General features: G+C 59.5%; 14 protein-coding genes and 2 pseudogenes. 11 read left to right on the forward strand and 5 right to left on the reverse strand.

The genetic code is table 11. From position 1 onward, the window contains the following. Positions 1-300 precede the first annotated feature (300 nt). From ACM561_RS13430 to ACM561_RS13445, 4 genes are all read right to left on the reverse strand, one after another. Positions 301-507: a hypothetical protein gene (locus ACM561_RS13430; protein ID WP_141385145.1), complete on the reverse strand. Its 207-nt coding sequence runs from the start codon at positions 505-507 to the stop codon at positions 301-303. Positions 508-896: 389 nt separating this feature from the next. Further along, positions 897-1,079, reverse strand: coding sequence for a hypothetical protein (locus ACM561_RS13435; RefSeq protein ID WP_141385143.1), 183 nt, complete (start codon positions 1,077-1,079; stop codon positions 897-899). After that, positions 1,076-1,225 carry a DUF2934 domain-containing protein gene (locus ACM561_RS13440; protein ID WP_141385142.1) on the reverse strand — a complete coding sequence of 50 codons (150 nt, stop codon included), beginning with the start codon at positions 1,223-1,225 and terminating at the stop codon, positions 1,076-1,078. Before ACM561_RS13440 ends, ACM561_RS13435 begins: the two co-directional genes overlap by 4 nt. Positions 1,226-1,284: 59 nt before the next feature. Then, positions 1,285-1,485: a hypothetical protein gene (locus ACM561_RS13445; RefSeq protein WP_141385140.1), complete on the reverse strand. Its 201-nt coding sequence runs from the start codon at positions 1,483-1,485 to the stop codon at positions 1,285-1,287. A 944-nt stretch (positions 1,486-2,429) separates the two neighbouring features. Between ACM561_RS13445 and ACM561_RS13450 the strand changes: the two genes are divergently transcribed. From ACM561_RS13450 to ACM561_RS13465, 4 genes and pseudogenes are all read left to right on the forward strand, one after another. Then, positions 2,430-2,825 carry a DUF3489 domain-containing protein gene (locus ACM561_RS13450; protein WP_244613850.1) on the forward strand — a complete coding sequence of 132 codons (396 nt, stop codon included), beginning with the start codon at positions 2,430-2,432 and terminating at the stop codon, positions 2,823-2,825. Positions 2,826-2,827: 2 nt separating this feature from the next. Next, positions 2,828-3,295, forward strand: coding sequence for a DUF2924 domain-containing protein (locus tag ACM561_RS13455; RefSeq protein ID WP_425905511.1), 468 nt, complete (start codon positions 2,828-2,830; stop codon positions 3,293-3,295). Between the two features lie 14 nt (positions 3,296-3,309). Next, a complete protein-coding gene (locus ACM561_RS13460) occupies positions 3,310-4,887 on the forward strand; it encodes a recombinase family protein (RefSeq protein WP_425905636.1) in 1,578 nt (525 codons plus the stop codon). A gap of 140 nt (positions 4,888-5,027) precedes the next feature. Beyond that, positions 5,028-5,306: pseudogene (locus ACM561_RS13465) on the forward strand (integrase core domain-containing protein); the annotation flags it as partial. Positions 5,307-5,371: 65 nt separating this feature from the next. Here the strand turns inward: ACM561_RS13465 and ACM561_RS13470 are convergent. Then, positions 5,372-5,485: pseudogene (locus ACM561_RS13470) on the reverse strand (IS630 family transposase); the annotation flags it as partial. Between the two features lie 57 nt (positions 5,486-5,542). Between ACM561_RS13470 and ACM561_RS13475 the strand changes: the two are divergent. The 7 genes from ACM561_RS13475 (at position 5,543) to ACM561_RS13505 (ending at position 12,686) form a co-directional block, all read left to right on the forward strand. Next, on the forward strand, positions 5,543-6,853 hold the full coding sequence (locus ACM561_RS13475; RefSeq protein WP_425905637.1) for a hypothetical protein: 1,311 nt from the start codon (positions 5,543-5,545) through the stop codon (positions 6,851-6,853). 46 nt (positions 6,854-6,899) lie between these two features. Beyond that, on the forward strand, positions 6,900-7,943 hold the full coding sequence (locus ACM561_RS13480; protein ID WP_425905638.1) for an NAD-dependent epimerase/dehydratase family protein: 1,044 nt from the start codon (positions 6,900-6,902) through the stop codon (positions 7,941-7,943). 164 nt (positions 7,944-8,107) lie between these two features. After that, complete coding sequence (locus ACM561_RS13485) at positions 8,108-8,251, forward strand: hypothetical protein (RefSeq protein ID WP_425905639.1); 144 nt, start codon at positions 8,108-8,110, stop codon at positions 8,249-8,251. Between the two features lie 743 nt (positions 8,252-8,994). Then, positions 8,995-9,480, forward strand: coding sequence for a hypothetical protein (locus tag ACM561_RS13490; RefSeq protein ID WP_425905640.1), 486 nt, complete (start codon positions 8,995-8,997; stop codon positions 9,478-9,480). Then, on the forward strand, positions 9,473-10,024 hold the full coding sequence (locus tag ACM561_RS13495; protein WP_425905642.1) for a DUF5681 domain-containing protein: 552 nt from the start codon (positions 9,473-9,475) through the stop codon (positions 10,022-10,024). The genes ACM561_RS13490 and ACM561_RS13495 overlap by 8 nt, the downstream gene beginning before the upstream one ends. Before the next feature lie 915 nt (positions 10,025-10,939). Continuing rightward, positions 10,940-12,268 carry a site-specific DNA-methyltransferase gene (locus tag ACM561_RS13500; RefSeq protein ID WP_425905643.1) on the forward strand — a complete coding sequence of 443 codons (1,329 nt, stop codon included), beginning with the start codon at positions 10,940-10,942 and terminating at the stop codon, positions 12,266-12,268. A 172-nt stretch (positions 12,269-12,440) separates the two neighbouring features. Beyond that, complete coding sequence (locus ACM561_RS13505) at positions 12,441-12,686, forward strand: cupin (RefSeq protein ID WP_425905645.1); 246 nt, start codon at positions 12,441-12,443, stop codon at positions 12,684-12,686. Positions 12,687-12,821 lie beyond the last annotated feature (135 nt).

Below are 12,821 nucleotides of genomic sequence, written 5' to 3' on the forward strand. Positions count from 1 at the left end.
GGTTCAGCACGGCGGCGAGAGGCTAAGCTGCATGAGTACCGTAGAGAGCATATACGCCAATCTCGGCAAAGCGATTGCCCAATGTCACGGGCCCTCCGGTCCATTGCAAGCCAAGTCCGTTCAGACGCTCCGCCGGATGCTTCTCGATCACGGCAAGACACATTCTTCATCCCGCTCCGCACGATCGTGAAATCACCTGGAAATAAACGCTCTAACGGCGGCTGGAATTCAGGCGTCAGTGATCTTCAGAGGTTGAGGGTATCAGAGGTAAAAGTGGGCTAGTGCTCAATTCGCCAAAAGTTATTGCACCATCGGTTTTTTATCGAGGGCTTTCTGGCTGGAAGGGCGCGCCGCTTCGAGGTGCTCTCCGAGCAGCACATCCAGTTGTTCTTCGAGCGCTGTAAGTTCGGCTTTGTTGAGGCTGATGCTAGCCGGGTCGTCAAGTCCGATCGAAAGCCCGCGGTTGACAGCAATCTTTCGGCGCAGTTCGTCGCATTCGCTGCACATGGTGCGCTCCGTAAGAGGCGGGAGCTCGCGCTGCTCTCAGTCATCGGCGGATGCCTCGAAAGGGGCGATGATGGCTGAGCCTACCATTTATGCACGGCTTCCGGCACAAAATCGTCAGCCGCGGATCGGACAGGTTTCATGCATCGTTCTGACTTAATTTGATTGTTCCAGTGGCCTCCCTGGGGAGCACGGTCCCGCGGGGGCTTTTGGGGGCGAAAAGCTGCGGGACCGTGCTAGAGCCCTCCGGGGGGAATGGGCCCGTCGCGCTAATATGTACGCCTGATCAATCCTTGTAAGCCCCTTGAACGGGTTTTGCCGCGACAATGCCTGAGATGTGATGTCGCATCGCATCGCGCTATTTTCCGAGACAATGCATCGCTCGACGGCTCTCAGTGCAGCGTCACTTCTTCGATAATAATGATGACCTGGCTCGTGTCAGGAGGGGTGCTGTCGTTGCACTCGCACGGCATCCCTTCGCTACACGCGCAGCCGAGCTCGTAGTCAAAAGCCTTGCTGGAATGGATCTCGCACACCCAGCCGACGCCGCAGCATACGCGGCAGTTGCCAATCATGCCGGATCGCTCCTCTGCTTCTCTTCGGCCCGCAGTTCCTGCGAGGCCCGCTGTTCGAACTCGTTGTCCCTGCCTTCGGGGAAGCCCGCCTGCTGCCACAGCTCAAACGAGCGGCGCCGGACCTGCGCCTTGGTGGGGTTCTTCATGCTGCTGGTTCTTTGATGGGAGGGATCCTGAGGATGCGGCGCTAGGAATGCTGCCGCGCCTACTTCGGCGGCTGCAGTTCGGGCGAGCTCGCCCACGCCTCGATGTTCGCGGCTGTCTCGGCCTGCCGGATTTTCTTCCGCAGCTCGTACTCGTCCGCGCCGCCCGGCGCAGCGTTAGCCTCGTAGCGCGCGCCCGAGATGAAGGCTGAAAGACGGTCCTGGAACGATGTGGTCTGCTTGAAACGACGCCCGATCTGCATGGCGCTGCTCCTGTCCGCGAGAGGAGGGCGTGAGCGCGAGCGGCGTTCTCATCACCGATATAAGCCACGATCCGTGCGGTGATTAGCCATCATTGCACATCCGGCAGCGGAAGTTATGCGCACTAGTGGACGGAGAGTTCACAAGCGCTTGAATGCTACGGGCCCCTTTTTCTTCTTCCACTGCGCCCAGCGCGCGCCCGTGCCGCCTTCCAATGGATGCATCCATTCGCCGCCGAACTTGCGTACAGAACATCTCCGCGTGCTTAGAACCGCTCCCACGCCTCCTTAAACTCGCTCTTGGCTTCATCCAAACTATCGGCGTCGCCATTGCGCCATGACGGGATACGTTCCACTACCACCTTTCACCTTGCCAGGACCGCTCATCGACACGCCTGATCGTCCCGATACGAAGATCCCTAAGGAAGATGAAATAATGGTGATTCATCTGGTCGTCGGCGATGACGGTTGGCGGAGCAGGTTATGCGAGTCAGGCTCAGAAGGCGCTGCTCTCATCGTTCCAGATCTGAGGTCGCCTCATCATCGACGCTCGATCCCACGGTTGCGATCGATCTGGTTCAGGACCTTTCACATTTTGTCGCCAGCGGCCTGAGAGCTCGATGCGGCCCGACCAAAGTGAACGACGAGAGCGAGTAGATTATCGTAGTAGAGGCCGAGCTCAGACTGCAGCCGCCACCCGCCGGTCGAGCCGGCGAGTTTGAAAATCTACTCGGCCGTCGCGATGCGCGGGTTGAAACATTTATGCCGCACCGGAGGCGTTTCGGCCTTCGACCGTATTTTCGAGGTTCCTGCAGAAAGGACTGGCATTGTCGGGCGAAGCGAGCATTGCTGTGGCGTGAGATGGCCTTTGGATCGGCCCCGCAGCGCAACATCGCTGACGGGGCCGTGGATAGTGCGACGCTGATGTCGCATCATTCGGAGGGCCTATGCAGAAGTCATCCCGCAATCGGAAGCCATCGAAGCGCAACGGGCGTGCCAAGGCCGGCACTGCGGCGAAACCAGCAAGAAAAAAGTCTCGTCCGGTGGGGAGACCGACGAAGCGACGTCCAACGCTTCCCTTAAGCTCGGCTCAATCGGGCGGCGTGGTCAGCGTAACTGCTGAAGCCAACAAACGCGCGAATAAACAAGCCAAACTGCTCGATCTTCTGAGGCGCCCGGCTGGTGCGACCATTGCCGCACTCTCGAAAGCCTCCGGTTGGCAGCAGCATTCCGTGCGTGGATTTTTGGCCGGTGTCGTCCGCAAGAAGCTCGGGCTCGAGTTGGTCTCAAGCTTTGAAGCCGATCAGCGCATCTACCGTATCATTGCAGCGAAGCAGGCCTGACGATGGCTGAAGCCTTGAAGGGCGAGCTCGCGGGTCGTCGCGATCTCGTTGGTCAGCGACCGCAGTCGCGTGGTCGTCGCTCTAGCTGGTCCACGCTGGCGCATCTTCCGAAGCATCTCCAGACAGCCATCATCAGCTATCGGCGACAGGCGGATCAGTCGGGCGACCTCGATCCGGCGATACGCCAGTTCCTTGATCGGATCGGCGAGAAAGAGACGTCCGACTCCATCATGGCCAAGCTCGTGGCCTTCGACCGGGGACAGGTCGAGCTGAAAGCTGGCACTATCCTGTCCCGAGAATGGAACGGCATCACCTATCGGGCGATCGTCGTTGACGATGGCTTCCTGTGGGACGGGACACGGTACGACAGCCTCTCGGCGATCGCCTTCGCCATCACAGGTACCCGCTGGAGCGGCCCCCGCTTCTTTGGCCTGCGGGATAGCACGGTCGCTGGCGAGGATGAGCCGTGAGGGCGGGAAAAGCGGTGGCCCGAGAGCTCGTCCGGTGCGGTATCTATACCCGGGTCTCGACCGACAATGGCCTGGACCAGGGGTTCAACTCGCTGGATGCCCAGTATGAGGCTTCCAGTGCCTATATCAAAAGCCAGGCCCATGCCGGTTGGGTGCAGGTCAAGACCCGCTATGACGATGGCGGCTTCTCGGGAGGATCAACCGACCGGCCGGCGCTGCAGAGTCTGCTCGAGGATATCCGGGCCCGCAAGATCGATGTCATTGTGGTCTACAAGGTCGATCGTCTGACCCGCTCGCTCGCCGACTTCGCCAAGCTGGTCGAGCTGTTCGATGCTCATGGCGTCTCGTTCGTCTCGGTCACCCAGCAGTTTAATACCACAACGTCCATGGGACGCCTGACCCTCAACGTTCTCTTGTCCTTTGCTCAATTCGAACGGGAGGTCACGTCCGAACGCATCCGGGACAAGGTTGCAGCCTCCAAGAAGAAGGGTATCTGGGTCGGTGGCCCCCTCCCCCTCGGCTACGTCATGGAGAACGGTAAGGTGACCGTCGTCTCTGAAGAATCCGAACGGGTCCGCCACATCTTCACCCGCTATCTCGAACTCGGCAGTGCCCGTGCCTTGATGCGAGACCTCAATGACTGCAACATCGTCAGCAGGCGGCGCGTTCTCAAGACCGGAGCAATTCGAGGCGGTGTTCCGTTCGGCTGTGGCGCCTTATTCCATCTGCTCCGCAACCGCTTTTACGTCGGCGAAGTCAACTACAAGGGGCAGATCTATCCGGGCGAACAACAACCTATCCTTGATCGGGACCTGTTCGACCGCGTCCAGACCATGCTCTCCGTGCAGCGCAGTCATCAGACCAGAACCCGGACTTCCTTCAGCCATCTCCTGACCGGTCTGATGTTTGACGACGCCGGCCATCGCATGGCGCCAACCCAGGCCCAGAAGAAGGGCCGGCGCTACAGCTACTATGTCTCCCGGCCGCTTCTGTTCGGGAATGCAGCCACAGCCACAGTTGGTTCAGTCGCTCGGGTACCTGCCCATGATGTCGACGATCAGGTTCGCAAGGTTGTCCTGGAGCCGCGAAACAAAAGCACGGGCCCGATCGACAACACCTACGCCTCTTTGCTGATCGAACGGATCGAGGTCCAGCAAAACCGCCTCGTCGTGCAGCTGAAGCAGGATCCGGCCAACCCCGCCAAAGAAGACCACTCCACCATCGTCATCCCCTGGATCAAACCACCCTCCAAACGAGCGCGGTCCATCCTGCGCCCGGCCTCCGCAAAACTTCCGCTCCGCCCGATGAAGCTGGAGCGACGCGCTACGCTGATCGCAGCAATCGCCCGCGGCCGGCACTGGCTTGATGAACTCATCACGGACTCGGCGACAGATACCCACGCAATCGCAAAGCGCGAGCGATGCAGCCTGCGACACGTCAACATGACTCTGTCACTAGCCTTCCTCTCTCCCGAACTCACTAAGGCTGCCGTTGAAGGCCGGTTGCCACGCGGCATCGGTCTCGAACAACTGCGCGAGCTCCCGCTTGAATGGGATCGTCAGTTCGAAGCGCTAGGTCTCGGTCCGATCTGACGAGCGATACCTCCGTTTGGTCTTGCCTTTCCAAGTCGCGGCGGAAGCGTTTCTGGCATTTCCCCCAAGGCACGTTTCAAGTAGACGGGCAGATCGACGCCGTTCAAACCCTTCATAAAGCAGCACGACGCCAGCTATGTCCCATTCAGCCCCAGACCCAGGGGAAGATCGAACGCTGGCACCAGACCCTGAAGAACCGCATCCTGCTCAACAACTAGTATCTACTTGGCGATCTCGAGCGGCAGATCGCCGCCTTCGTCGAACATTACAATCATGTCCGCTATCACGAGAGCATCGACAATCTGACCCCGGCTGACGTCTACTTCGGCAGAGCTGAGACGATCCTCGCAGAACGTCAGCGCATCAAGCGCGACACCATCGCAAACCGTCGCTTGCAGCATCGACTGCAGGTCGCCTAAACTCTAACCCAAATGAGCCAGACCTCCCTTCGCAGAACGCCTGAGCTGTCTCAAATTATCTGACGACGGACAATGCGGTTCGAGAGCCAGTTGTCGCGCATATTCTGCCAGATACTTTCGACCGGGTGGAGTTCAGGGCATTTCGGCGGCAGCGGGATAATGGTGATGTTGGCGGGAATGAAATTTCTGCGGGAGACTCGGACCCTCACGCCATGATAGCTGAGGAGACACTGCACTTGCGTTCCGGGCCATGCCAAGAGTCTTCGCCGGGGGCGGCGCCGTCCAAGCTGCGGCGCGGCAGGGCAAAAATTTCGCCGCTGCGGATCCTGTTGTCTGAGGGATCGAGCACGTCCGCGCGGGAGGCGATCACGATTCTTGGGATGCAGGGGCATCATGTCGAGGTGTGCGATCCGGATCCGCGCTGCCTCGGGCGCTTCTCGCGGTTCGTGCGGCGATTTCATCGCTGCCCGGGCTTGGGTGTCGATCCGGCCGGCTATGTCATCTTCGTGCTGGCGCTCCTCGCGAGGCGGCGTTTGGACGTTCTGCTGCCGATCCACGAGCAGGGATATGCGCTTTCGAAAATCCGCGAGGCGGTCGAAAACCATGTCACCGTCGCGCTGCCGTCGCACGCCGCGTATCAGGAGGCGCACAGCAAAGCCTCTTTCAGCCGCCTCCTGAGCGAGCTCGACCTGCCGCAGCCGCGCACGCAGCTCGTCAAGACGCGCGAGGACGTGCTGGCGCTCGAGCGTTTTCCGCTGATGCTGAAAGCCGCGACCGGCACGGCGAGTCGGACGGTGTGGCCGGTGAAGGGGCCGCGCGAGCTTGCAGCCGCGGTCAAGGAGCTCGCGCGAGGCGGCGCGTTCACCGACGTCATCGTCGCCCAGCAGCTCATCGAAGCTCCGGTGGAGCATGCACAGGCGGTGTTCGACCGCGGGCGACTGTTGGGCATGCACGCCTACCGGCAGATCGTCCGCGGCGCGGGCGGCGGCGACGCTGTGAAGGAAAGCGTCAACCGCCCGCTCGTGCGCGAGCATCTGACGCACATCGGAAAACACCTCGACTGGCACAGTGCCCTGTCGGTGGACTATCTGGCGGCGGGCGAGGACGACGTCCGCTACATCGACTGCAACCCGCGGCTGGTCGAGCCGATGAACGCCCTGCTCGCTGGTCACGACCTGTTGAGCCTGCTCCTGCAGGTGACGCGGGGCTCCTCGCCGGAGCCGCTGCCCCCTGGCCGCGCCGGCGTGCGCACGCACCTTGCTCTACAGGCCCTGCTCGGATGCGCCATGCGGACGCGGTCGCGGCTGGAACTCTTGCGCGAATGCCGGCGTTTGCTAACACGAACGGGTATTTACCGGGGCAGCGAGGAGGAGCTGACACCCCTGCGCATCGACTGGCCGAGCGTCATTCCTACCCTGTTTGCAGCCGCCTGGCTGCTGATCCGGCCAAGGGCGGCGGAGCAACTGGCGAGCAGGGGCTGGGGAGCTCACCTGCTGAACCCGGAAAGCATCCGGATCATTGAAGGGTGGAACGGCCAGCCAGCGTAGTATCTTTTCCATCACCGGGGGCTCGACCCTCTTGGAGCCGGCGGACGTGGAACCTATCACCCTGCAACCTCCCGTTAAAACGGCGCCGGCCGGCCGTCGCCGCGTCCTGGTCACAGGCGGAAGCGGATTCATTGGGCAGCACCTTGTGGCAGCGCTTCACCGCCGGCACGACGTCGTCCGGGTCTTGGATCTGCAACCGCCGCCGACCGGACCCCTGCCGGAATTCATCGAAGGCACGATCCTGGACCCGCACGACGTGCGGCGCGCGCTGGACGGCGTGGATACCGTGTATCACCTGGCGGCGATCTCGCACCTGTGGACGGCGAACCCCGCTGACTTCGAACGCGTGAACCAACACGGCACCGAGCTCATCCTCGCCGCGGCGCGCGAGAGAGGGGTGCGGAACATCGTCCATTGCTCCACCGAAGCGATCCTGTTTCCATACCGCAGAGGCGAGACGAAGAGCCCGCAACGCGCCGAAGACATGCCGGGCCCCTATACGCGATCGAAATTCATGGCCGAGCAGGCCGCGCGCGATGCGGCAGCCGACGGACTGCGCGTCGTTATCGCCAATCCCACCGTTCCGATCGGGCCCGGCGATCACAATTTCACCGAGCCGACGCGGATGCTCGAATTGTTCGCGCGCAAGCCGCCGCCGATGGTGCTCGACTCGACACTGAACCTTGTCGACGTGCGGGATGTCGCAACCGGGCTCATCCTGGCCGGAGAACGCGGCCGGGCAGGCGAACGCTACATTCTCGGCGGCGAGAACGTCAGCGTGCGCGAGCTCGCGCGGCGGGTCGGCAGCCTGTGCGGCCGCAGCACCAACGTACACGCGCTGCCGGGTGCCCTGGCACTCGCGATCGGCGCGGCGTCCGAATGGTTCGAAGGTCAGATGATCCGCCGCACGCCGCGCGTCTCAATCGAGGCGGTGCGCATCGCGCTACGCTCGATCCCGCTGGACACGCGCAAGGCAGAGACCGAACTCGGCTATCTGCCCCACCCGATCGACGACGCGATCGCCGACGCCGTCGCCTGGCTCACGCGCCGCGAGGCGGTGGATGCGGTTCGGCCGCGGGTGTCCGCTTAGTCGGGCGGCTGGAGCGTTTTGCGCATGTCATTGCCTTTCATGCCATGACAACTCATGGATGCGATAACAAACCTCATCGATTGAGCATTCGACCCTGATGCGATCGCGTCAAATCGCGGTTGTCATGCCCGCCATAGACGTTTGAAGAACGGCGTCCTTCGACTATGGGCGGGCATCCAGTACTCCGCAGCGTCACGACAAACGCCGTCGAAGGTCGGTTGCCACGTGGCATCGGTCTCGAACAACTGCGCGAGCTTCCGCTTGAATGGGATCGTCAGTTCGAAGCGCTAGGTCTCGATCCGACCTGACGAGCGGCACCGTCCTTCTGGTCTGCCGAGTCACGACAGAGCGTTTCTGGCATTTCCCCCGACGGGTTGCAGCGGCCGAACTCGCTGCCCCACCCAGTCAGCGAACCTGTCTCTGCCGCTCGGCCAGGAACGGGATTTTTCGATGCAGAGACCGAGCGCCCTTCGACGATATTTTTAAGGCCAGAGACGCGCGCAGAGACCAGACAGATCGCCAAAACCCTGCAATTTGTGCGAAAAATTGACGGATGTGCCACCGAGTTCGATCCCTACGAACTGGGTGGTGGCGGACGCAGTCGGATGCGAACCGGTCTTTCGAGCTTTACGGGAATTAACAGGGCAAAAATGCGAATTTGATCGTTTTCGCGCGTATGGCATGGCGAACAACGGCGTGTTTGTAGGGACTTACGCTATAAATTCCCGCGAAAATTGGAACGGGAATTTGTGACGCGGCGTACGGGGAATGAACGCTAGCCAACGCGAAGAACGGCACTCGTCGCGCTGGATTTATCGGCATTCCACATCTGGACTTGATCGACGCGGTAAATCGTTTTATTGGCCGGGGGCCTGAGACGGGTGTCGATGATGCGGCATGGGTCGTTGCGCTGCCCCGTTGTGAATAGAGAGCCGGCATGGGTCGGAGCTATTCTTAAGGTACCTCGACGCTGCATGGGCAGATTGCGTGGTTTTCGGTTTTCACCGGAGCCGCGCTTTTTTTATGCCGGCTCCAAATCGAGGAGCAGTCCATGCCCCGTGAGTATTCCGTCGGTTACAAGAAGCCACCTGTTGAGTATCGCTTCAAAAAGGGCAATCTCGCCGCGCATCGCAGGGCGAGCCTAAAAGATAAAGTCCCTGATCTCGTCAGTCACCTCAATCGCCCCTTTGACACGGAAAGAGGCGGCAAGCGTGTCAAGGTGCACCCTTTCGAAGCCGCCCTGCTTTCTTTGGCCAGAGACGCTATGAAGGGCAAGCCGAGCGCTATCAAGAAGATTATCCAGATCTTTGAAGGAGCGGGCCTGTTGGATCCGCCTCCGGCCAAACAAACTCATGGCGTCCTCGTTGGGCCGAAGCACATCCACCCGGAATTCTTCTACGACAAAGTGCAGGAAATCCTGGGCATCTCGCACCTGGATCCTGAACTGTTTGAGGCGGCGCGGGTCGAATATGATCAAGATCAAGCGCAGATTAAGGAATTACGCCTCCAATTTCTAAGGGGGCAGAACAATGGCTGAGATTGCGAGCGGCCGAAAGCCGCCCCCGGTCGAATACCGCTTTCTCAAAGGCAAGTCAGGCAACCGTCTGGGTAGGCCAAAAGGCGCGATCAGTCAGCGCTCGATCGTGCGGCGGGTCGCCCTGAAAAAGGTTCGGGGGTCTTACGACGGTGAGCCCGTTTGCCAGACCGTCCTTGAATGTATTTTGGACGTACTGAAACGAGAGGCCGCACGCGGAAAGCCGTCCATGGTAGCCGAATTAGTGAGGATTTCGAACAAACTCAGTCCATCGCCTGAGGATCAGCAAGGCGGCTTTCTGATGGTGTCGGGTCCTTTGACTACCGAGGAATGGATGGCTCAGGCTGAAAAGCACAATGCAAGAGCGGCCCGCGATCCTTCGCTCCCCTACGAGCCAAACCAAGAAGCAGACGCCACAGTCCCTGCTGTCTCGAAAGATCAAGCGCTTGTCGACGCAGAGATCGAGAAAGCACGAAACGGCCTGCCATCCCCGCTCGGAGAAGCTATACTGGCCTTCGAGAGAAAGTGGGGTTACCTAAGTCAATGAGCGGCCGCGCCTCACGAGACGCTGGCCTCGCAGTGGACACAGCCTGCGGCATCACCAAACCTGTTGACGCCGAGGGCAAGCTACGTAGGCAGTCTACCTTCGCTATTCATGCTGAAAATGCGTTGCACTGTCGCTGATCGCTTTGAGCGACAATCGGCATCAAGCCGGACGCGAGGTTTTCGAAATGGAAATATCGCGGGTAGCATCTGCATGCCTTGGGATGCGTCTTTCGGGCCTAGCACCCGATGGCATGATCGTACTTGAGGAGCGAATGATGGACGGAAAGCAAGGAACGTCATCAGGCAAAAACGTCATTGAATCCTCAATCGACCAAGCAGCCCGAGCTTGCGCCAGCATCGGCATCGAAGCCGACTCCAAGTCATTTCGGGACGCCTGGTGAGAAGAAGACCGACAGCATCTACGATCACTTCGACAAAAGCAGCTTCCGCTTTTGGGAGCGAGCGATTGCCCAGGGACGATTTCCCACCTCGCCCGAGCTCGCTGACCTGTTGGAGGCCAATTCGAGCGACATAATTCCATCCTGGCTGAACCCGATTATCGCCCAGGGTCTTCGAGGCAAGCTGAAGCAGCCTGCGGGCCGTCCTCCTGCTACAGCGCTGCAGAGCATGCATTTGCAGCTGGCTGTTGCGATGTATCCTCGTTACCTTTCATGGTTAAAGGCGCGCGAGAAACGTTGGGGCCTCACCGGATGGCCTTTAATTCGCGAAAGAGAGTGGTGGGTTGGACCACCCCATGAGCGTGCTGCAAAGATGCTCACCGCGCGTTGGCTTCCGCACATGGATTGGCGGTCATTTTTGAACCGCGTCCATTCATAAAAATACGCCCATCTTTTTGTGAATGAATCCTGCCTGTTTCAAATTTAAGCAAGTCTCCGAATCGAAATGGAGACTTAAGGTGGACGCAACTAGCAAAATCGAAACGCCCCTTTCAATCGTTTATCAGGACATCGCAGCCCTCAATCCGCGCAAGAGCAATCCTCGAACCCATTCCAAGAAGCAAATCGACCAGATCGCGCGAGCAATCACGCAGTTCGGATTTACAAATCCGGTTTTGGTCGATGATGCCAACGGCATTATCGCCGGGCATGGCCGCGTCGCAGCCGCCAAACTGGTGGGCCTAAGCCAGGTTCCGACGGTCCGTCTCTCGGCGATGAGCGAAGCTGAGGTCCGCGCCTATGTGATCGCCGATAACAAGCTTGCGGAAAATGCCGGCTGGGATCGCAACCTGCTTGGGCTGGAGTTTCAGTATTTGAGCAGCCTCGACATCGATTTCGATGTCGGTTTAACCGGGTTCGAGCTGCCGGAAATTGATCTTCTGATCGGCGAACTCGACATCGCCAACAGCAACGAGCCTACTGATACGGACATCCCACTTCCCTCAGGTCCCGCTGTGACGCGGCTCGGAGATATCTGGCAAATAGGCAGTCATCGCCTGATTTGTGGCGATTCCACGCAACGGGAAACGTATCAACGATTGTTGGGCGGAGCCCGCGCGCAGCTGGTCTTTACCGATCCGCCCTATAATGTTCCGATCGCGGGTCACGTTGGAGGTTTGGGCAGCGTGCAGCACCGGGAATTCGCAATGGCCTCGGGCGAGATGTCACCATCGGAGTTCACGGCGTTCCTGACATCTGTTTTTGCGCACCTTGCGGAATTTTCCGTCGATGGTTCGATCCACTTTCAATGCATGGATTGGCGCCATGTCAGCGAAATCCTGCAAGCCGGCCGGAATGCCTATCAGGAGCTAAAAAATATCTGTGTCTGGGCCAAAAATAATGGCGGCATGGGATCGCTCTATCGTTCTCAGCATGAACTCGTGTTCGTTTTCAAATCAGGGACTAGCCCTCACATCAACAACGTTGAACTCGGCAAGCACGGCCGCTATCGCACCAATGTTTGGAATTACGCCGGCGTGAACAGCTTCGGTAACGATCGTTCCGACCTTGCCCTTCATCCAACGGTCAAACCGGTCGCGCTGGTTTCAGATGCCATCCGGGATTGTTCGCATAGAAAGGGCATTGTCCTCGATGCTTTTGCCGGCTCCGGCACGACTTTGATTGCGGCCGAGCGGACGGGCCGCCGCGGCTACGGTATCGAAATCGACCCGCTATATTGCGACGTCATTATCCGCAGGCTGCGCGCAGCATGCCGCCTTGAGGCCGTCCTCGAAGGTGCAGGCAGAACATTTCAAGCGATCCAGGCCGAACGCTCTGAAGCGAGCTGACGTTAAAAATTGAGGAACGCGATCCGCCTGCTCCCCGTCGGCAACTTCGAGGGACATGGATGGATTTTGAAGAAATTGTTTGCCGCCTTGGCCTTTACTTCGGTGACTTAAATATGGGTCAATATCGAGTCGATACCTGACCTACTGCATCCGGCAGAGGGAGATGAGCGCAATGGCCATGCACCGCGCCAGTCCCGAAGAAGTTTTTGACCTCGCACCATTGGGGCCGAAGCTAAAGGACGCGCGGACAACCGCCGTCGTAAAATTGGAAGCGTTCGAGGTCGTGCGCCTCATCGTTCACGCTGGCACGGATATCAAGGCGCACCAAGTTGATGGTCCCATCACGCTGCATTGCCTGGAAGGTCGGGCTCTGCTCGGCTTACCTGAAACGTCACTTGAACTTTCGGCAGGTCAATAGGTGTATCTCGAAGGGGGCGTCCCGCACTCGCTCAGGGGGATCGAGGATACGTCGTTACTGCTCACGATTCTTTTCTTCTCGAAAAGTTCCGGCCCTCTCAGTGATCAAAGGGAAAGAGGGCGGCCATGAAAGATG

It is taken from the genome of Nitrobacter sp. TKz-YC02, from assembly GCF_049852135.1.
In the GTDB taxonomy this organism is placed as follows: Bacteria; Pseudomonadota; Alphaproteobacteria; order Rhizobiales; family Xanthobacteraceae; genus Nitrobacter; species Nitrobacter vulgaris.

Excerpts from the sequence above, each read along its gene's own strand:
- ACM561_RS13430 (WP_141385145.1), bottom strand. The coding sequence starts at position 507 with ATGTGCAGCGAATGCGACGAACTGCGCCGAAAGATTGCTGTCAACCGC.
- ACM561_RS13435 (WP_141385143.1), bottom strand. The coding sequence starts at position 1,079 with ATGATTGGCAACTGCCGCGTATGCTGCGGCGTCGGCTGGGTGTGCGAG.
- ACM561_RS13440 (WP_141385142.1), bottom strand. The coding sequence starts at position 1,225 with ATGAAGAACCCCACCAAGGCGCAGGTCCGGCGCCGCTCGTTTGAGCTG.
- ACM561_RS13445 (WP_141385140.1), bottom strand. The coding sequence starts at position 1,485 with ATGCAGATCGGGCGTCGTTTCAAGCAGACCACATCGTTCCAGGACCGT.
- ACM561_RS13450 (WP_244613850.1), top strand. The coding sequence starts at position 2,430 with ATGCAGAAGTCATCCCGCAATCGGAAGCCATCGAAGCGCAACGGGCGT.
- ACM561_RS13455 (WP_425905511.1), top strand. The coding sequence starts at position 2,828 with ATGGCTGAAGCCTTGAAGGGCGAGCTCGCGGGTCGTCGCGATCTCGTT.
- ACM561_RS13485 (WP_425905639.1), top strand. The coding sequence starts at position 8,108 with ATGGGCGGGCATCCAGTACTCCGCAGCGTCACGACAAACGCCGTCGAA.
- ACM561_RS13490 (WP_425905640.1), top strand. The coding sequence starts at position 8,995 with ATGCCCCGTGAGTATTCCGTCGGTTACAAGAAGCCACCTGTTGAGTAT.
- ACM561_RS13495 (WP_425905642.1), top strand. The coding sequence starts at position 9,473 with ATGGCTGAGATTGCGAGCGGCCGAAAGCCGCCCCCGGTCGAATACCGC.
- ACM561_RS13505 (WP_425905645.1), top strand. The coding sequence starts at position 12,441 with ATGGCCATGCACCGCGCCAGTCCCGAAGAAGTTTTTGACCTCGCACCA.